Source organism: Prevotella sp. khp7 (assembly GCF_900109055.1).
Lineage (GTDB): Bacteria > Bacteroidota > Bacteroidia > Bacteroidales > Bacteroidaceae > Prevotella.
This window is the reverse complement of sequence record NZ_FOIV01000001.1, coordinates 48,756-68,337: the sequence shown is the minus strand read 5'-3', so window position 1 is coordinate 68,337 and position 19,582 is coordinate 48,756. Positions and strand designations below refer to the sequence as shown.

General features: G+C 51.8%; 15 protein-coding genes. 9 read left to right on the top strand and 6 right to left on the bottom strand.

Annotation, left to right across the window (positions count from 1 at the left end):
- Positions 1-152: 152 nt before the first annotated feature.
- The 3 genes from BMX82_RS00270 to BMX82_RS00260 all read left to right on the top strand — a co-directional run bounded on the left by BMX82_RS00270 (position 153) and on the right by BMX82_RS00260 (position 6,147).
- Positions 153-569 carry an HU family DNA-binding protein gene (locus BMX82_RS00270; RefSeq protein ID WP_091765086.1) on the top strand — a complete coding sequence of 139 codons (417 nt, stop codon included), beginning with the start codon at positions 153-155 and terminating at the stop codon, positions 567-569.
- A 90-nt stretch (positions 570-659) separates the two neighbouring features.
- Positions 660-4,988 carry a CusA/CzcA family heavy metal efflux RND transporter gene (locus BMX82_RS00265; RefSeq protein WP_091765084.1) on the top strand — a complete coding sequence of 1,443 codons (4,329 nt, stop codon included), beginning with the start codon at positions 660-662 and terminating at the stop codon, positions 4,986-4,988.
- Between the two features lies 1 nt (position 4,989).
- Positions 4,990-6,147, top strand: coding sequence for an efflux RND transporter periplasmic adaptor subunit (locus BMX82_RS00260; protein WP_091765081.1), 1,158 nt, complete (start codon positions 4,990-4,992; stop codon positions 6,145-6,147).
- Positions 6,148-6,172: 25 nt separating this feature from the next.
- Here BMX82_RS00260 and BMX82_RS00255 read toward each other — a convergent pair whose 3' ends face one another.
- From BMX82_RS00255 to BMX82_RS00245, 3 genes are all read right to left on the bottom strand, one after another.
- A complete protein-coding gene (locus tag BMX82_RS00255) occupies positions 6,173-7,513 on the bottom strand; it encodes a TolC family protein (RefSeq protein ID WP_091765078.1) in 1,341 nt (446 codons plus the stop codon).
- Between the two features lie 103 nt (positions 7,514-7,616).
- Positions 7,617-10,727, bottom strand: a complete 3,111-nt coding sequence (locus tag BMX82_RS00250) for an efflux RND transporter permease subunit (RefSeq protein ID WP_036911927.1) — start codon at positions 10,725-10,727, stop codon at positions 7,617-7,619.
- 1 nt (position 10,728) lies between these two features.
- Positions 10,729-11,745, bottom strand: coding sequence for an efflux RND transporter periplasmic adaptor subunit (locus BMX82_RS00245; RefSeq protein ID WP_091765075.1), 1,017 nt, complete (start codon positions 11,743-11,745; stop codon positions 10,729-10,731).
- Between the two features lie 174 nt (positions 11,746-11,919).
- Between BMX82_RS00245 and BMX82_RS00240 the strand changes: the two genes are divergently transcribed.
- From BMX82_RS00240 to BMX82_RS00230, 3 genes are read left to right on the top strand one after another with little or no spacing between them, the layout of a single operon-like run.
- Entirely contained in the window at positions 11,920-12,798 is an 879-nt protein-coding gene (locus BMX82_RS00240) for a helix-turn-helix domain-containing protein (RefSeq protein WP_091765071.1), read from the top strand.
- 38 nt (positions 12,799-12,836) lie between these two features.
- A complete protein-coding gene (locus BMX82_RS00235) occupies positions 12,837-15,161 on the top strand; it encodes a glycoside hydrolase family 2 TIM barrel-domain containing protein (RefSeq protein ID WP_255396510.1) in 2,325 nt (774 codons plus the stop codon).
- A gap of 10 nt (positions 15,162-15,171) precedes the next feature.
- Positions 15,172-15,378, top strand: coding sequence for an MmcQ/YjbR family DNA-binding protein (locus tag BMX82_RS00230; protein WP_091765066.1), 207 nt, complete (start codon positions 15,172-15,174; stop codon positions 15,376-15,378).
- Positions 15,379-15,575: 197 nt separating this feature from the next.
- Here the strand turns inward: BMX82_RS00230 and BMX82_RS00225 are convergent, their stop codons facing one another.
- Entirely contained in the window at positions 15,576-15,803 is a 228-nt protein-coding gene (locus tag BMX82_RS00225; protein ID WP_255396540.1) for a hypothetical protein, read from the bottom strand.
- On the opposite strand from BMX82_RS00225, the gene BMX82_RS12830 reads away from it, so the two are divergent.
- Positions 15,757-15,897 carry an iron-containing alcohol dehydrogenase gene (locus BMX82_RS12830; RefSeq protein ID WP_143058274.1) on the top strand — a complete coding sequence of 47 codons (141 nt, stop codon included), beginning with the start codon at positions 15,757-15,759 and terminating at the stop codon, positions 15,895-15,897. The two genes, BMX82_RS00225 and BMX82_RS12830, sit on opposite strands and share 47 nt — an antisense overlap.
- A 78-nt stretch (positions 15,898-15,975) precedes the next feature.
- Positions 15,976-16,716 (top strand): class I SAM-dependent methyltransferase, encoded by a 741-nt coding sequence (locus BMX82_RS00220; RefSeq protein ID WP_091766149.1) that lies wholly within the window; start codon positions 15,976-15,978, stop codon positions 16,714-16,716.
- 52 nt (positions 16,717-16,768) lie between these two features.
- Here BMX82_RS00220 and BMX82_RS13260 read toward each other — a convergent pair whose 3' ends face one another.
- The gene (locus BMX82_RS13260; protein ID WP_317039568.1) at positions 16,769-16,972 is read right to left on the bottom strand and encodes a Rossmann-fold NAD(P)-binding domain-containing protein; all 204 of its coding nucleotides are present in this window, start codon (positions 16,970-16,972) and stop codon (positions 16,769-16,771) included.
- Positions 16,973-17,088: 116 nt separating this feature from the next.
- On the opposite strand from BMX82_RS13260, the gene BMX82_RS00210 reads away from it, so the two are divergent.
- On the top strand, positions 17,089-17,748 hold the full coding sequence (locus tag BMX82_RS00210; protein ID WP_091765061.1) for an SGNH/GDSL hydrolase family protein: 660 nt from the start codon (positions 17,089-17,091) through the stop codon (positions 17,746-17,748).
- Between the two features lie 74 nt (positions 17,749-17,822).
- Here the strand turns inward: BMX82_RS00210 and BMX82_RS00205 are convergent, their stop codons facing one another.
- The gene (locus tag BMX82_RS00205; protein WP_036911910.1) at positions 17,823-19,481 is read right to left on the bottom strand and encodes a DUF6377 domain-containing protein; all 1,659 of its coding nucleotides are present in this window, start codon (positions 19,479-19,481) and stop codon (positions 17,823-17,825) included.
- Positions 19,482-19,582 lie beyond the last annotated feature (101 nt).

The window sequence follows — 19,582 nt, the reverse complement described above, 5'->3', positions numbered from 1 at the left end:
TAAAAGACGGCACTTTAGAAAGTAAAACAAGTTGTTTTACTGTGAGTGATAGTAGTGATAGATAATAAACATCTATCACCTCATATAAAGGACTGATATTAAACACATTAGAAACAAAAGTGATAGATAACTAAAAAAAACAGATAAAAAAAATGGCAGTACACATTAAACTTATCAAGAACAATATTAAGAGCAGCAATTCTTATGGGAAATATTTTGCAAAAACTGTAAGTCAGGGCGAGGTAACGCTCGATGAGATAGCTGCTGAGGCTTGTCGTAACAGCGGTTTTTCCGAAGGTGCTGTTGTGGGCGTAGTAACCGAGCTACAAGACATTCTGAAGCAAAAACTTACCGAGGGACAGACTGTTATTCTTCCTGGCATAGGTCGTTTCAGTCTGCGTGTAGAAAGCATCGGTGTGGATGATCCGAAGGATTTCAACATCCGCCGACACATCACCCGCATCGTCTGTGGTTTCCTCCCAGCAGGACGCCGCATCCAGGGCCGACAAATCCTCTACGACTTCTGCGAGGGCGTCAAAGCCGTGTGGCAGACTGGTTATAAACCATAATCAAACTGCAATTCCTACAGATAACACAATCATTGCAACTGAGTTGCGAAACCTATGACGTACCTTTGCACCCAAAATTGAAACAAAGGTATGATCAACAGAATCATTTACTATTCTATTCACCACAAATTCGTGGTGCTGTTGCTGCTGGCGGCAATTGTGGGCGGCGGGCTGTACAGCATGAGGAATATCAACGTGGACTCGACACCTGACATCACCGACAATCAGGTGCAGGTGATTACGTCGGCGCCCAACCTATCGACGCTCGACATCGAGCAGTTTGTGACCTACCCCGTAGAACTGGCAATGGCCAACCTGCCGGGCGTGGAGGATATACGCTCGGTATCGCGATTCGGGCTGTCGGTGGTGACGGTGGTGTTTCGCGAGGACATGGGTACCTACCTGCCGAGACAGCTGGTGAAGGAGAAGCTGGACGAGGTGGAGGAACAGATTCCTGAGAGTTTCGGTAAGCCGGAGATGGGTCCTATCACGACGGGCCTGGGCGAGATTTTCCAATATACGCTGCAACCACGCGACACGTCGGGATATACGCCGCAGGAACTGCGCACGATGCAGGACTGGGTGGTGAAGCGACAGCTGTCGATGATACCCGGCGTGGTGGAGGTGAACTCCTTCGGCGGCAGCATCAAGCAGTATGAGATAGCGCTGAGCAGCGAGCAGCTGAACGCCCGCCGCGTGACGATGCAGGAGGTGTTTGACGCGCTGAGCAAGAACAACGTGAACACGGGCGGCGCCTATATCGAGAAGGACCATATGGCCAGTTTCATCCGTGGAGAGGGACTGGTGAAGAGTATCGACGACATCAAGCAGATAGTGGTGAAGCATGAGGGCGGTGTGCCTGTGCTCATCAGCGATGTTGCCGAGGACGTGCGCTTCGGCCATCAGGTGCGCTACGGGGCTTTTACGCAGGACGGTCACGAGGCCGTGGGCGGCATGATACTGATGCTGAAAGGTGCCAACTCTGACAAGGTGGTGACGGCTGTGAAAAAGCGCATGGAGGAGGTACAGAAAAGTCTGCCTGCCGACGTGCGCATAGTGCCGTTTCTGGACCGCAGCAACCTCATAGCCCGCACCACGGGCACGATAGCGCAGAACCTGATAGAGGGGGCGCTGATAGTCATCTTCGTACTGGTGCTGCTGATGGGCAGCGTGCGCGGCGGCATCATCACGGCATCGGTCATACCCCTGGCCCTGCTCTTCGCCTTCATCATGATGCACCTCTTCGGCGTGTCGGCCAACCTGATGAGTCTGGGTGCCATAGACTTCGGCATCATCGTGGATGGCGCCGTGATTATCGTAGAGGGTATCGTGGCGAGGGTGGAACGGCTTCTCGACGAGAAACCCGACGGGCAGACGACAGCGGGCTCTATGGCCCATATCAGCTACGAGAGCGCCTCGACGATGATGGGGTCTGCCTTCTTCGGACAGCTGATTATCCTCATCGTCTTCACACCTATCTTATTCCTTACGGGCGTGAGCGGCAAGATGTTCCAGCCGATGGCCTACACCTTCGCCTTTGCCATACTGGGCGCACTGATACTCTGTCTGACCTACGTGCCTGTGGCCAGTGAACTGATGCTGCGCCCCATGAAAAGCGGGCAGAGTCTGCTGGCACGTATGGAGGCATGGCTGAAGGGGCTCAGCGAGCGCATCATGCAGCGCATACAGAGCTGGTACGCCCCACTGCTGATCTATTCACTCAGTCGTAAGCGACTGGTGCTCGGCATCGCCGTAGGCCTCTTCCTCATAGCAGGACTCATCTTCAGTCGTATGGGCGGTGAATTCATCCCGGAACTCGACGAGGGCGACATCGCCATGCAGACCTTCCTGCGACCGGGCTCGTCGCTGCAGGAGACCGTCAAGCGCGAGCAGGAGGTGGAGCGTCTGCTGCTGCAGAACTTCCCCGACGAGATTAAGACCGTATGCGCCCGCATCGGTGTGGCCGACATCCCCACCGACCCCATGGGCTTCGACTATACCGACTCGTTCATCATTCTGGAGAAAGACAAGTCGAAGTGGAAGAAGGCCTCAACGAAGGAGGAACTCATTGAGCGTATGCTCGAAGTGCTGAACACGCTGCCAGGACTTAATTTCTCGTTCTCGCAACCTGTGGCACTGCGCTTCAACGAACTGCTGACGGGTGTACGCGAGGACATCGCCGTAAAGGTGTATGGCGAAGATCTCGACACGCTGAATGTCATCGGCGAGAAGATGGCTGCCATCATCAGTCGCATAGACGGTGCCGAGGACGTGGCACTGGAGCGTACCGCCGGACTGCCGCAGATCACCGTTCGCTACGACCGGGAACGCATCGCCCGCTACGGTCTCGACATCCAGAAGCTGAACAGCTATGTATCGGCGGCTTTCGCCGGTGCCAAGGCGGGTGTCATCTTCGAGGGCGAGAAGCGCTTCGACATGGTGATACGTCTGGACCAAAAAGAGCGTCAGAGCATCGACGACATACAGAATCTCTATATCGACCTGCCCAACGGCGAACTCATCCCCCTGAAGGAGGTGGCCCGTGTGAGCTACGAGCCAGGACCGATGCAGATAAGTCGCGACCGTGCCTCGCGACGTATCTATGTGGGTGTAAACGTGCGAGGCCGCGACGTGCAGTCACTGGTCGATGAGATACAGGAGCGCCTTGATGCACAGCTGCAGTTGCCTGTAGGCTATCACATCACCTATGGCGGCGAGTTCCAGAATCTGGAGGATGCACGACAGCGTCTCACCGTCGTGATGCCCATCGCCCTGCTGCTCATCTTCGTGCTGCTCTATTTCGCTCTGCGCTCCGTGCGACAGGCTCTCATGATCTATATAGCCGTGCCACTGGCCACCATCGGTGGCATTCTGGCATTGGCCCTGCGCGGCATGCCGTTCAGCATATCCGCAGGCGTGGGCTTCATCGTGCTCTTCGGCGTCGCCGTGCTCAACGGTCTGGTACTTATCAACCGCTTCAACACGTTGCAGGCCGAAGGCGTATCTGACCTCCGCAAACGCATCATGACGGGCACCCGCGAGCGTCTGCGCCCCATCCTACTCACCGCCACCGCTGCCATGCTCGGCTTCCTGCCCATGGCCATCAGCAGTTCAGCAGGTGCAGAGGTGCAGCGTCCGCTAGCTACCGTCGTCATCGGCGGCCTGTTCTCGGCCACCGTATTGACACTTATCGTAGTACCTATTTTATATGCATTGGAAGAAAAAACCATCAGAATGAAAATGAACAAGCATATCGCGACAGGCATTGCACTGGCCTGTCTGCTGGTGAGTCCTTCGACACTTAAGGCGCAGCAGACCATCAGTCTGGAGGAGGCGCAGCGGATGGCCGTCGACCGCTATCCGGCGATGCGCGCGGCAAGACTGAACACGCAGAGTGCAGAGGCGCTGAAGAAGTCGGCGCTGGACCTGGGCGAGACTGAGATATCGACAGGTGGCGAGGAGATAGGTCACGGCAACGAGGCCACCTACACGCTCATTGCCGTACGTCAGAACCTGGACATCCTGAGCATCGATGCCAGGAGGGGCTATCTGAGTCAGCAGGCACGAGTGGCCGAGGCGGAGGCACGGGTGGCTGAGCGCGAACTGATGCGCGAGGTGGGCATCGACTATGCTGCGGCCATCGTGGCAAGGGAGCGCACACGGGTATATCAGCATCTGGACTCCATCTATCGCGATTTTGAGCGCGCGGCCCAGTTGCGCTACGAAACGGAGACCACCGCGAAACTGGAGTATATCAGCGCCCAACAGCAGGCGCGACAGACGCAGCTGGCCCTGAGCGAGGCGCAACTGGACGAGCGCATCGCCCTGCAGGACCTGAACCGCTGGCTGGGCGAAGGTGCCGACTATCGGCCAGAGAATCAACTGATGATTGAGAATGAAGAATGGGTAATGGATAATCATCCATCGCTCGTGCTCGCCCAAGAAAAGGTGAGACTCGCTGAGACGCAGGTGAAGGCCGAGAAAGCGGAATTGCTGCCGAAACTCTACGTGCAGGGAGGTACACAGAAGATTGGCGACAAGTCGGGCTACTGGACCTATGAGGTGGGCGTGAGTATGCCGCTGTTCAGCGCGGCCCGCAGCGCCAAGTCGAAGTCGGGCCGGTTGCAGCACGAGGCAGAGATGGCCCGGCAGGAGCATACCCAACAGCAACTGAACAACGACCTGCGCCGCCTGACTGCCACCGACGAGAAATGGAGCGACCAACTGCGCTACTATCGCGAGACGGAACTGCCGCTAGCCGACGAACAGCAGCGCGTGGCAATCGCATCGTACAAGGAGGGTGCCATCGGCTATATAGACTTCATCCAGAACATGAAGGAGGCGGCCAAGGTGCAGCTGGACTACTGGACGGTTTACGGCGAATATATGACTAACAGAATGAACATGATATATTATTGATATGAGACAGAACACGATGATATTAGCGCTGCTGTTGCTGATGACAGCGTGCGGCAGCAAGAACGAAGCAGAGAACGAAGCGGAAGAGGCAGAGGTTGAGGTAACGGATGTGACCCTGACCGACGCACAGGTGAAAAAACTGGAGATTGCGTTCGGCCCGCTGCCCATGCACGAGTTTGCGGGCGAGGTGGAGGCCAACGGCAAACTGGCCGTAGCGCCACAGAGTCAGGCATCAGTATCGCCCGTGGTGGGCGGAAATATCCGACAGATACTGGTGCACGAAGGACAGAAGGTTGCCAAGGGGCAGGTGCTGGCCACGCTGTCGCACCCCGATATGCTCGACGTGCAGAGCCGTTATCTGGATGCCCACAACCGACTGATATATGTCGTCGCCGAGTACGAACGACAGAAGAAGCTCTACAACGAGCATGTGGGCTCGGGTCGGGAGTATCAGCAGGTGACGTCGGAGTATCGCCAGTTACAGGGACAGCTGCGCACCACCGCCGCCCAGCTGCGCATGATGGGCATCAGTCCTGAGAGCGTGGCAGAGGGAAAGACGGTGACCGCCATCGCCCTGCGCGCACCTATCAGCGGCATCGTGGAGCTGATCAGCGCCCAGACGGGACAGTATGTGGACAGTCAGCAGGAGGTGTTCCACATCGTCAACTTCAACGACATCTATGCCGACCTGCTGGTATTCGAGAAGGACCTGCCTCGCATCCGTGTGGGACAGGCAGTGAACTTCGAACTGAAGTCATCGTGCGGCGACAAGTTTACGGGTAAGATTACCTCCATCGGCCGCATCTTCGACAACAACCCCAAGGCCACCCATGTGCGTGCCACCATCGAGGGGCCCGACCACGAGTTTGCCGAGGGGCTCTACCTCTGCGGCAAGATAGCCACCGACACCCAACAAGCATCTGCACTCAGCACCGAGGGCGTGGTGGACTATGCCGGCAAGACCTACGCCTTCACCGCAACCCACGCCACCGGTCAATGGACGTTCCATCCTGTCGAGGTGACCCGCATTCGCGAGGAAAAGGGCTTCGTGGAGATCCAGCCCGCACACACGCCCCAGTCCGGCACTCAGTTTGCCCTCAGCGGCGCCTACTATATCCTCTCCGAGATGAAAAAGGCAGAAACGGGCGAGGAGGATTAATCAATGCTTGGGGATTCTTGTATATTTACTGGCCTGTAGCTTGTTTGTACTCCAGAAGTTTGTTCTGATAGTCGGCAAAGGCATCGGTATGCTTGTCGAGTGCTTGCTGGTAGAGTAGCTGTGCCTCGAGCAGGTCGCTCATTTTCGAGGTGCCGGCACGATAGTAGTTGCGGTTGAGGCGAAGGTTTTCACTGGCCTGTTCGATACTACGCTGAGCCAGTTGCAACTGCTGATAGCTCTCCTCTACCCCATTCCAGGCATGCTGCATGCGAATCTTGAGCAGTTGGGCATTATCCTCGAGCTGCTCAACGGCTTTCTGGTGCTCTATCTTTTTACGTTTGATGGTGTATGAGCCGCCCCACCAATCGCTGATAGGTACATTCACGGTGGCAAACATCATCCCAAACGAGTGGTTGTTTTCCAACAGGTTATGGTAGTTATAGCCTGCACCAACAGCTACTGTTGGCAGGTTCTGACCAACGGCCAGTTTCTTCTGCAGATTGGCAGCCTCAACCTGTTTATCCAACAACTGATACTCAGCTGTTCCAAAGAGCGCCTGATGATGATCTTGACGGGAAAGAAGTGCAGAAGGAGCATCCGACTGATAAGTGATGACAAACGACGTGTCGCGGAGGCCGCAGTATTGCGACAACAGCAGACGGACAATAGATATGCCGTTCTGCAACTTCAGACGCTGACTCTGGATATCGTTCTGACGCAGTTGTACCTGCAGCAGATCGTTACGCATGGCCACACCAGCGCGCACGGCCACATCCACATCTTTATAGATATCGCGCAGCAGGGTATCTACAGCATTGACGGTGTTCATCTTCTCCTGCAACGAGGCTAACTGCCAGAAGTATTGCTCGGCAGTCTTCTCTACCTCGTTTTCCGACAGTTGTAACTGCAAGCGACTCACCTCCTCGCCAACCTTAGCGAGTTTGTTGCCGTTGATAATCTGTCCGCCAGCAAACACGGGCTGCACAGCCATGAGCGAGCCAATGGCACCATTCTTCATCATCGAGATGCTGATGGGGTTAGCCAAGGCTGCCAATGCCTCTTGGGGCAGCGACTGAGCCAAGGCAGCACCCAACTCAGGCGAAATACTCGCTGAAGGGTTGATGGTGGTCTGCGCCATTCCCTTGTTGGCATTAAACCACAAACCAGTACCACTCACACTAGGGAAATATTTGGTAAATGCCTCCTTGCGCTGCTGTTGGGCAGCCTCAACACCATATCTGGCGCTACGGATGGCAAAGTTATTGTGCAAGGCAGAATCCTTAATCTGCTGCAAAGTATAGGTCTGCGCTACGCTAAATGATAAATGACAAATGATAAATGATAAACTTATGCAGAATCTTTTCATCGTCTGTTTCTTTTTATTAAGTTGATACTTCTCTTATTTAGTCGAAACCTTAACTACATTGAGCTTTCTCACGTTCGGAAGTGAGAGCATGCTCTTACTTCTCTCACTTAGTCGAAACCTTCCAATAAATGACGGGGAGCATGGTGACTACCATGATGAGCGAGCCGATACCACCAGCGAAGATGGTAACACCCACGGGCATCCAGAACGAACTCTGGGCGATAATCATCGGTACCACACCAACAGCTGTTGTAGCTGTAGTCAAGAAGATGGGCACCATACGGCGCTTACCGGCATCATAGGCCGCCTGACGCACAGCCAGATTATAAGCCTTGCGATCAACCGTCCAGTCGCCATTCACTGCCACATGCTGTTTAATCAAATCGATGGCATGCTCGAAAATAAGTATCTCGTTACGCATAATCATTCCCATCAGGGTGATGAGTCCGAAGATAGAAGTCAGGCCGAGGGCGCGATTCATCAGTCCGAGACCAATAAGCGCACCGGGAACCATCAGCGCCAAAGCCACCATACATACGGTTGTGACACCGTATTTCTTGAAGTTGAACAACAGGAAGAAGAATACGATAACCTCTGCGATGATGATGCCACCGAAGATCTGTGGCAGGGCTTCGTCGCCATACTCTATCTCGCCGCCCACCTCGGTGCGAACACCCTCGGGTAGCTTAATATCCTCGTTCATCATTCGGGCTATTTCCTTCTCAACAGGTGCCGTAAACACACCCTGCGCAAACTGGGCGGTAACGGTGATACAACGCTCGCCACCACGATGCATGATGCGACTCTCACTCCACTGAGGCTGCACCTTGGCAATCTGACGAAGAGGCACTGTGGAATTGGTGCTTCGCAGACCTCCAGATACCATCGACGCTGGTGATGCAATGCCTAAGTTGGCTACGTCCGAGAAGGTCATATCGGTATCGTCCTTTACCACCACAGGCAGTTCGTAATCCTTTTCCCACACCTGACCTACACGCAGGTCGGAAGATGTGGCACTGAGGGCCAACTGGGCGGTGGTACGGGTGATGCCCAACTGAGCCGATGTTACAGGATCGAGTTCGACATTGATGATGGGGTACGGCTGCAGATAGTCGGTATGTACCCACTCCAGTTCGGGCATCTTTCGCATGCGTTCCATCAGTCGTTCGGCCACAACATGCAGCGAGTCGAGGTTGTCGCCATAGAAGCGATACTCCAGTTCGGATACTTCCAGATAATCCAAGCGTTTGAACTTGACATAGGCATTGGGGAACGCCTCACTAAGCTGTGGCTGATACTGGGCCAAGAGGTCGAGTGTAGCCTTATCGCTCTTGGTGTTTACGATAAACTGGGCATAGTTATTACCAGCCATCTGGGGGGCATAGGCATCCATGAATCGGGGTGATGAACAGCCGATAAAACCAGTGATGCCTGTAATGCGTTCATCCTTCTCAAGCACGTGTTGTACAGAGTCGGCAATCACCTCGGTCTCGGCCAGTCCCTTACCCTCAGGCAAGAAAATCTCAACTGCAAACTGGTCGCGATCGGCGTATGGGAACAGACGTATCTTCAGCGTTGGAGCTATCAACGTAGAGAGCAGAATAACGCCAACACCACTACCAATCGTTAACCATGGATGGGCAAAAGTCCAATCCAGCACCTTATCGTAAGTTCTTTGAACCCAATTTGTTATCACATTTCCATTAACGCTCACTTTATCAGGTTTAATGATACGCGTCTCTAAGAACGGGATTACCGTAACGGCCAGTACCAGCGACACCATGAGGTTGATGGTAATGGTAACGGGGAAATCCTCCAGACAGTCGTGGAACATGCCTTTCATCGTAATGAGGAACGGATAGAAGATGGCGCAGATACAGATGGTGGCCAGCAGCATGGGCATAAAGTACTGGCGGGCCGACTCGATAGCTGCATCGTGCGGCTTAAAGCCTTTACCTAAGTACTCCAGATAGCCATCGATGACCACAATCGAGTTGTCGACAATCATTCCTAACACCACAATAAGTGCCGCCAGCGTCACGATGTTCAGTTCGATGCCCATCATATACATGATAGCCACGCTGACGAAGGTACTTAAAGGGATGGTGATGGCCGACACAATGGCCGAACGCAGGGGAAACAGCACCATCATCACCAGGATGATGATAGCCATCGAGATAAGTAGGTCGCGCAGAAAATCGCTCACACTCATAGCCACCACTTTAGGCTTGTCGGCAATGCGGGTAACCTTTACATCCTCAGGCAGTTCGTTCTGGCGGAAGTCGTTCAACACCTTGTCAACCTGCTGACCATACTGCACCACGTTGTTGCCCGGTGTCATCTCCATCGAGAGCAACACACAGGGATGCCCATCCTGCTCGATACGACTCGAATTAGGCTCGTACTCGCGCACCACACGGGCCACATCGCGAACACGGGCCACCTTACCCGTCACTGGGTCGGAAAAGATAATCTGGTTGGCTATCTCCTCTTCGCTATTCTCCTGAGCCTCAACGTGGATAGGAATCTGCTGGTCGTCGTCACTGATAGCACCACTCATGGTGGTGATACCCTGTGCCTGTAGGCGTGAGAAGAGCATCTGCTGACCAATGCCATAGGCCTGCAGGCGCTGGCGATCGACATAGAGCGATATCTGCTCTTTCTGTTCGCCAAACAGTTTGACGTTGGCCACAGAGGAGATGCGGCGCAAGCGGTCACTCAGGTCGTCGCTGTACTGTTTCAGTTCGCGGTAACTGCGCTGGTCGCTCTCGATGGCGATGAGCAGAGCCGAAGTGTTGCCAAAGTCATCGTTCACCACAATAGCCAGCACACCACTAGGCAACTGGGCCTTAAAGCCGTTCAGTCCGTGTTTGATTTTGCTCCACACCTCGTCCTTATTGTTCACGTCATCATTCAGTTTCACCATCACGATACACATGCCGTTCTGACTCTGTGTGGTGGTTTTTACACGGTTCACCTCGCCAAAAGTAAAGAGATAACGCTCCAGCGGACGGGCCACTTGTTGTTCAACCTCCTCGCTGGTGGCACCAGGATATACTGCCACTACCACACCCTGACGGATGGTAGCATGGGGGAATTCGTCCTTCGGCATCACATACATGCCGTAGATGCCCATTACAAACAATATGCCCACGATGAGCAATGATATCGAGTAATGCTCCAATGGCCATCGGAGCCAATTAACATTCTTCATTTTAATAAACCACTTTGGTGTTTTCACTCAGTTTCTGATATCCCTCGGTAACTATGCGGCCACCCTCAGCGATGCCATCTGTGATGACAATTCGGTTGCCCATTGTCTCACCCGTACGTACGGTGGCACGGTGAGCGGTGCTGTCGTTGGCAATCGTCCATACAAACAGCGAACCATCGGCCTTACGCTGAACTGCCGTTATAGGCAGACTCATATCCTTGGTGGGTTTCTCAAAATTACCAAACTGCACGCTGGCCACCATACCAGGCAGCAGCTTTCGCTCACCATTGGCCACATGGATGCGGATATCGTAAGTATGGGTGAGCGCGTCAGCCTGCACCCCCTTCTCTATCCTACCTCCCGTAAAACTGCCATTTACAGCATCTACCTTAATGGTTGACGAGGTGTTGGCACCAATACCACTGATTTCGGCCTCGGGAATAGCCACTTTTACCTTGACGGTTGAAATATCGAGGATGCTGACTACTGCCTGCGAGGGCATGGCTGTTTCGCCTGCACTTACCAAGCGTTTGCCTACGATACCACTTACGGGGGCTACCAATCGGCAATCGGCCAGATTTTTCTTAGCCACCTCTAACTGCGACTTGGCCTGAGCCACCTTGCTCTGAATCTCCACCCATTGGACCTCTGGGAGCGATCCGTTATCATGTAGCATCTTGTATCGTGCTAAGGCATCGTTGGCCTGCGTCATCTGGGCCTCGGCACCACTTAACAGGTTACGCGCCTGCGTATCGTCCATCTCGGCTATCAGCTGACCACGACCCACTGCCTGTCCTTCGTTTACCAGCATGCGTTTTACAACACCCATGCCTGTAAAGCTTACAGCAGTAGCCTCACACTCCTCTACCATACCTACATACGTCTGACCACTCGCATTCATGGCTGTCGATACGACTTCTGTCTTTACTCTCGTAGGAGCCTTTGCATTCTGCTCCTTCTTACTTGTGCAGCTACTCACCAAAATAACCAAAAGCAACATTAAAATACTCTTATTCATAACTAAATGTAAATTTCTGTTTTCGCATTTTTTTGCAAAGGTAATGCAATATCGGTCATCATCTATGTTCGATTTCACCGCAAATATTATCAAACAAACCACATATTCCGAAATAGAACATAAAAAACTCGATACAAAACACCAAATATGCAAAATAATGATTAATTTTGCCACATGAAACAGCAAGAAGAGATTACCATTCAGTCATTGGCCAACAATGAAGACATCCAGATTGGCTATTCGGATAACGAAATAGTGATTGTGGACAGTATTCAGCAGTTCACTGAAACATGTAACGCTCACGTAGCCATGAATGCCGTGGTTATCTGTACCAGTGGCAAGGCGCAGGCCCAGATGAATGGCTTGCACATGGAGTTTCACAAGAATCAGGTGGCCATTATCCCGCAGAACGTGATGATTACCGATGTGATGGTAAGTCCCGACTTCGACCTGAAAGGTCTGTTCCTTACCAATAGTATCCTGCGCAGTTTCCTGAACGAGAAAATCAGCATTTGGAACGACATGATGTATATCCATCGCCAGCATATCGTAACGATGGACGAAGATGAGATTCTCTTCTACACCCACTTCTACGACATGCTCACACAGGCTATCGAACGAGGCAAGGAGAATCCGTATCACACAGAAATCATCCAGGCTCTACTCCGTTCGGCCATCCTCGGTCTTTGCGGCGCCATGAAGTGGATGCTGGCGTCAAACAATCAAGAAACGCATACGACTGACAGCCACTTCCAGCGTTTTCTCGACCTGCTGCACTCTACCGATGTGAAGCATCGCACGGTTGAGGCCTATGCTAACGACCTTTGCATTTCGCCCAAATACCTGACCACCATCTGCAAGAAGAATTCAGGCAAGACAGCCAACGAGTGGATTACAGAACATGTTTTAGAGGACATCCGTTACTACCTGAAACAGACCGACCTGAGCATGAAGCAGATATGCGACCGTCTTGGTTTCCCCAATCCCTCGTTCTTCGGCAAATACGTAAAGGATCACTTCGGCATGACACCTATAGAATTCAGAAATAGCTAAACCATAAAATAATGCATTATAAATAAATGAAAAAAATTATGATTACATGGATGCTAGTCGTTGCGACGATGACGGCATCGGCACAAACAAAAAGGCAGTTGTTTGACTTCGGCTGGCAGTTTACTCACCGCTCGGCTTCACCGCTTGGCTTGTCCAAAAACGGAAAAACGCAGACTGTGGACTTACCGCATGACTGGGACATCTTCGAAGGTCCCAATGCGGGTAAAGGTGCTACAGGAACCGGCGGCGGATGGTTCGAGGCCGGTAAAGGCGAGTACCGCAAAACGTTTGCCACACCTGATGCTGAACTTGTAAAGCTACACTTCGAAGGTGTCTATCAGAAGGCAGAGGTCTTTGTGAACGGACAGAAGGCAGGACAGCACCATTATGGCTACACACCGTTCACCGTGGATGTGACACCATTTATTAATAAGAACAAAAAACAGGCTAACGAGGTTGTCGTGAAGGTGGATAACTCCGAGCAGCCCAACTGCCGCTGGTATAGCGGCTCTGGTATCTACCGCCACGTGTGGTTGGAGACCATGCCCACACTGCACATTGCCAAGAACGGTGTCTTTGTCACTACCGACGAGATAACGGAAACCTCGGCCAAGGTGAATGTGAATGTGGCTATAGTGAACGAGTCAGACCACCAGCGCAAATTATCACTGATAGTTAACGGCAAAAGAAATCATATCACACTGGCAGCTGGAGAAGCAGTAGATTTTCATGCCTTTTACATGGTGGACAATCCTAAATTGTGGTCTCCTGACACACCATACCTGTATCAGGCCCATGTGGCTATTGAGGAGAACAGACAAATCATTGACGAAAAAAATATCAGCTACGGCATCCGCTCTTTCTCGTTTGATGCAAAGAACGGCTTTATGCTCAATGGTAAAAAAATGCTCATCAATGGTGCCTGCGTACACCACGACGACGGTGTGCTAGGTGCTATGGCCTTCGACGATGCAGAAATCCGTAAAGTACGTCAGATGAAGAAGGCAGGCTTCAACCTTATCCGCACCTCGCACAATCCCACGACGCGTGCCTTTCTCGACGCTTGCGACTCGATAGGGATGCTCGTTATCGACGAGGCCTTCGACGGCTGGCGCACACAGAAGAATCCATACGACTACTCGACCGTCATAGACTCCTGCTTCCGCCAAGATATCCACGCTATGGTGCTGCGCGACCGCAACCACCCGAGTGTCATCTCGTGGAGCATAGGCAACGAGGTGATCGAGCGTAAGGACATCCGCGTGGTCTATACCGCCCGACAGATGAAACAGGCTATTCACGAACATGACAAGACACGCCCCGTTACCGAGGCACTCTGCGCCTGGGACCGCGACTGGGAAATCTACGACCCGCATGCCGAGGTGCTCGACGTGGCAGGCTACAACTACATGATCTTCAAACACGCCTCTGATCATAAGCGTGACCCCAAGCGTGTCATCTGGCAGACAGAGAGCTATCCGCGTGATGCCTTCCGTAACTGGGCCGTGGTGAACGATTTCCCCTACGTCGTGGGGGATATCGTGTGGACTGGCCTCGACTATCTGGGCGAGAGTGGCATCGGTCGCAACTATTATAAAGGTGAGCGCGAGGGCGAGTCGTGGATTGAAGGCGGACAGCCAGAATGGCACGGCGCTCCCTGCGGTGATGTAGATATCACCGGTTGGCGCAAACCCATTAGCCACTATCGCGAGATGCTGTGGCTGAAGGACACGCCACTCTACATGGCTGTGAAAGAGCCCAATGGCTACCACGGCGAGATTCACACCACGATGTGGAGCGTCTGGCCCACATGGGAGTCGTGGACATGGCCCGGTTGGGAAGGTAAAACCGTCGAAGTAGAAGTCTACACCCGTCAACCCGAAGTAAAATTGTATCTTAACGACCAACTCATCGGCACGAAGCGGGTAAGCCGCGAGACTGAGTTCAAGGCTGTATTCCCCGTACCCTATAAGGCCGGAACTCTCCGCGCCGAGGCTGGTGGCGAGAGCGTGACGCTGAAGACTGCTGGCGAACCAGCCCGTCTGTGTCTTACCCCCGACCGCACCGTGATGGCTGCCGATGGTCAGTCGCTTACCTTTATCACCATCGAGGTGGTTGACAAGGATGGAACGCCTGTACCAGAAGCCGCAATAGACTGTGAGGCTGTCGTCAAGGGAGCAGGCAACCTGTTAGCCTTTGCTTCTGCCGATTTGAAGGATACAGAGCCTTACACCTCACCACGCACTAAGACGTGGAAAGGCCGCGCCCTCCTCGTCGTCCGCAGCACGCAGAAGAAAGGCTCCGTCAACGTGAGTATCAAGAGCCCATTGCCCACCGCCAGCCTATCGCTGAAGAGCAAATAACTATGACGTTATGAACATCGAACAAGTACGAGACTACACGTTGTCACTCTACGACGTGACAGAAGACCAGCCGTTTGGCGATGACATCTTGACCTTCCGATTGGAAGGGAAGATATATACCCTTCATACGTGTGAAGAAACGGGCGAAAGTGGTGACTTCGGCGAAATGGAGTTGTTCGGAGACCTGGGTGATGCTCATCGAAGTCTGGCGCAATAAGAAGTGAGCGCAGAGCCAAATTCGCTTGCGCTCGGCTTTGCCACTTGCTCAGCAAGAACTCTGCCGAGTCTCGACTGAGGTCGAAAGAAGTTCAACCCGCTTAAACTCTAATAAATCATAAAATCCCAAGGCAATATCGATTTGCCTTGGGATTTTTTTGTAGATGTGAGTGGCATGCAAATTCCATGGCAGTCCTTTCATCGGTCATCATTCTTCTTGAACTTATTCTTCAAACGTTTGTAGCCCTCCACACCAAGAATCGTAAGACCTCCATACTGACAGGTTTTTGCCAATCCGAACAGGACAGTCCATAAGATTCCCTTTGCAGCCACACTTATCGGTAGCAGCATCTGGGCGAAGGAAAGGATATAGAAAGGTATGTACGACCAGGTGGTGGTCATTCTGCGCGAGGCTGGTAAGACCATTGTAGAGAACCCAGGCGTGATGACCAACCCCACGCTGGAGAAACTGAACGAGGGCGTGAAGATTGCCCCGAGAGAACGAGGTGGCTGGCTGTGATGGTCAGCCATCATTTTTGCAACCGAGTTGCGAGACCAGTGACGTACCTTTGTACCCTGTAAACAAATGAAAAAGATTATGGCAGACAAGATTAAGAGCTCATACAAGTTTAGTAAGAGTTTCTATGACGATGCAATCACGCAGGGCAAGTGGTGGAGTAAACTTTATTTCAAGTTGCTTTGGGGCGGCGTGGATGACAACGAGATTGCCCGTAGGGTTCTGGATTGGATTCCCGATGATTTCAAGGTCAAGGCTGCGATTGAGCGAGAGCAGAGCGGTGCTCGCATCGACTCTGCAGAGCATGAGCAGGCTCGATCGAAGATCAAGTTGCTCGACGTACCCGTGGGTACTGCTGTGTTCACTACAGAGAAATACAGACGGATGAAACAGGCCGACATCACCTGTCTGGACTATAGCCGCGATATGCTGGAGCAGGCTGAGTACAGATTCCGTGGAGCTGGTATCACCAACATCAAGACGATGCAGGGTGATGTCAGCGCACTGCCTTTCGAAGACGAGACGTTCGATTATGTGCTCTGCATGAACGGTTTGCATGTGTTTCCCAACAAGGATAAGGCATACTCGGAGATCCTGAGAACCTTGAAGCCAGGCGGCGAACTGTTAGCCTGCTTCTACGTCGCCGGAGAACAGAAGGCTGCCGACTGGCTTGCTAAAACCGTCATGACCCGCATGGGCTGGTTTACCCCACCCTTCGACACAGTCAACGATGTACGTAAGCGGCTGGAGCCTTATTACGACATTCTCGACTTCCACGTAGAGGGGGCCATGCTATATTTCAGGGCTAGGAAGAGACCGTAATTCCCTTATCTTAAGAAATCACATTCTTTTATAGAGGCAATAAGGAAGGGCTTTATATAATATCGCCAGGATGTGCCAGCGATTCACCCCGCAGACCGCCAACTGAGGTGATAGCGACAAGATGGCCTCTGCCCTGTTGTTCAAAAATACGGTAGAACATATCGACAACAAACGTCCATCCTACGACATTGGTGTCAATGGTCCGTCGCTCTATGGATATCTGCAATTTGACGGCAAAGATACAGAAAGTTCTCAAAAAGGTTATAAAGCCACAACCTTTTTTGTATTATTTAACTAGACACTCATGCTCATTATTTCAAAAGATTTAGTAATTTTGCACCCGTGATTCACAATTATAATATTAAGACTAACATGAAGAAACTATTCATTCTTTCACTGATGGCAGCCACGATGATTGCCGCTTCAGCACAAAACAAGAAAGTGTCCATTCTGGGCGACTCGTATTCCACCTTCCAAGGCATCATCCCTGCCAATTACTCATCGTTCTACCCCAACGACAGAAACGATGTCGTGGAAGTTGAACAGACCTGGTGGAGCCTTTACATCAAAGCCAAAGGCTATCAGTTAGAGAAAAACAATTCATGGGGCGGAACCACCATCTGCGGTACAGGTTACGGCGGAATGGACTTCTCGCGTAACAACTTTATTGCACGTGTTGACAGCTTGGGTAGTCCTGACATCATTTTTGTGTTTGGCGGCACAAACGACGCTTGGGCAAACTCGCCCGTTGGCGAATATCAATATGCAGATTGGACTAAGGAGGACTGCAAGAACTTCCGTCCCGCACTCGCCTGCCTGCTTGATAAGCTACAGAAGCGCTATCCAGAGGCCGCTATTTACTCGTTGCTTAATTCTGAACTGCGGGAGCCAATTAACGAGTCGATGCGCGAAATCTGCAAGCACTATAACGTTCAGCTCATTGAACTCCACGATATTGACAAGCAGAACGGTCACCCCTCTATCAGTGGCATGAAAAGCATCTGCGATCAATTGCTTGAAGCTATCCAATGACCTGCTGCAGCTGTTGCCGTGTGTCGTCGTGGTGGCGGTACGGCTGTATTCCAGACACTGAGAATGAGTCTGGGCTATCTTTCTTTCGAATCTCTCTGATTTTCCTTGATGACGGTGCAAAGGTGCATCACATCATCGTCGAAAGATTCCTTATTGATAGCTTTGTTCTTTATGACGGAGCGGCAGTTGTAAATGGTCTGATTTGAGAGGAAAAGCAGACCGGCAATGTCGGCTGTGTTCTTTACACCAAGACGAATAAGGGCGAAGGTACGCAATTCTGTAGTCAATGTGTGGGGCGACTTTTGCTGAATACGGCCGGACACATGTAGCAAGGCATTGAACTCATCAACGAATGTTGGATAGAGTTCCAGAAATGCCTTGTCGAAGCGCGTGAGGAATGTGGCGGCGTCCTCCTCTGAGATGCGGGTCGATGAGATAATCTGCAAGAGCTCCTGAGTCTGATTGGCCTTAATCTTGCGTTTCACAAGCGTCTGATATTTACCCAGTTTGTCGATGTACTTGGCGCAGAGGTCAATATAGATACTTGCCAGTCCCTCGCGCCGCTTGTTGGTATCGACGAGTCGCTGGTTGAGTTCATGCAGTTGAGTGTTTAGCTCCGCCTGTCGTTCATTGCTGTCGGCTAACTGACGACGATGAACTTTCAGTTTACGATTCTGACGCAGAATAAGATAGGTGGTAAACAAGATGGCCACGACCAACAATGAGATGAAGATGATGCTATAACGCAGGCGGTGGTTCTGTTTCTCTACCCTTGCCTGATAGGTGGTAGTGATCTGAGGCAGGATGCGCGAAATCTCCAGAATGCGCAGGCGGTTGTTATAGAACTTAGCATCCTCCATCGACACACTGATATAGCGCTCAGCCCGTTCCACCTCGCTCTCGCCCTTTTCAAACAGCCGTGTGGCCAGTATCTGCAGAGCTACGGCCTCCATGGTACAACTGCGCAGATCAGCCAGGGCTGCGCGAATAAGGTGCTCTTCGTATTTATCCTCATCATGCTCGTAATTCAAATAATTATTTGCCAGCGCATAGCTGGTCATGGCATAGATGCGTGAGCTGTCACTTTCCTTCTTTATGACTGTCTGATAGTATTGGCGGGCCTTCATGGCATCATGATTAAGATAGGAATAGTACTCTCCCTGATAATAATCGTAAAGTGGATTATCCTTATCAAGATACGCCAAACCTTTTTCAAAATAGTCCATAGTCTTTTGCCAATACACCTCAGCAAAAGGAGTGTTCTGACTGTAGGACGACCAATAGGAGTAGACCTTAGAAATCACCATATAGAACTTGAAAAGCATCTGACGCTCCATGTCGCGTGTGTCAAGAGGAGCCAAGCACTCAGTTGCCTCAGAATACAATCCACCGATAGCAAGGATCTCTGCCCGATAGATTGTGAACAGCTTGGTATAATAAGCATTGCCGTGCATGTTGGCAAGTGTCAGTCCCCAATCGGCATAGTACATGGCCGAATCGAATTTGAACACATGATACTCATTATACAGGTCGTCGATTATCTTCAAGACGGCTGTGTTGTCACGCTCCTTCGCTAACTTATCTTTCAGGTTGTTGATGCGCCCTTCTTTTTCGCGGATATACTGGGCTCTCTGAGCTATTGTTGCATCAAGCTCATGAAGTAACAGTTCTGTGCCTGCCATCGATGTCAGAGACAGCGACAGAAATAGTGAGACTATATAGAATCTGAGCATACTCTTTTGGTTTTGGCGGCAAAAGTACGAATATAAATCAAATAGGCCAATTTTACCTAGACATTTTTAATATTTATTATAAGTGTCAGATTATCAGAACA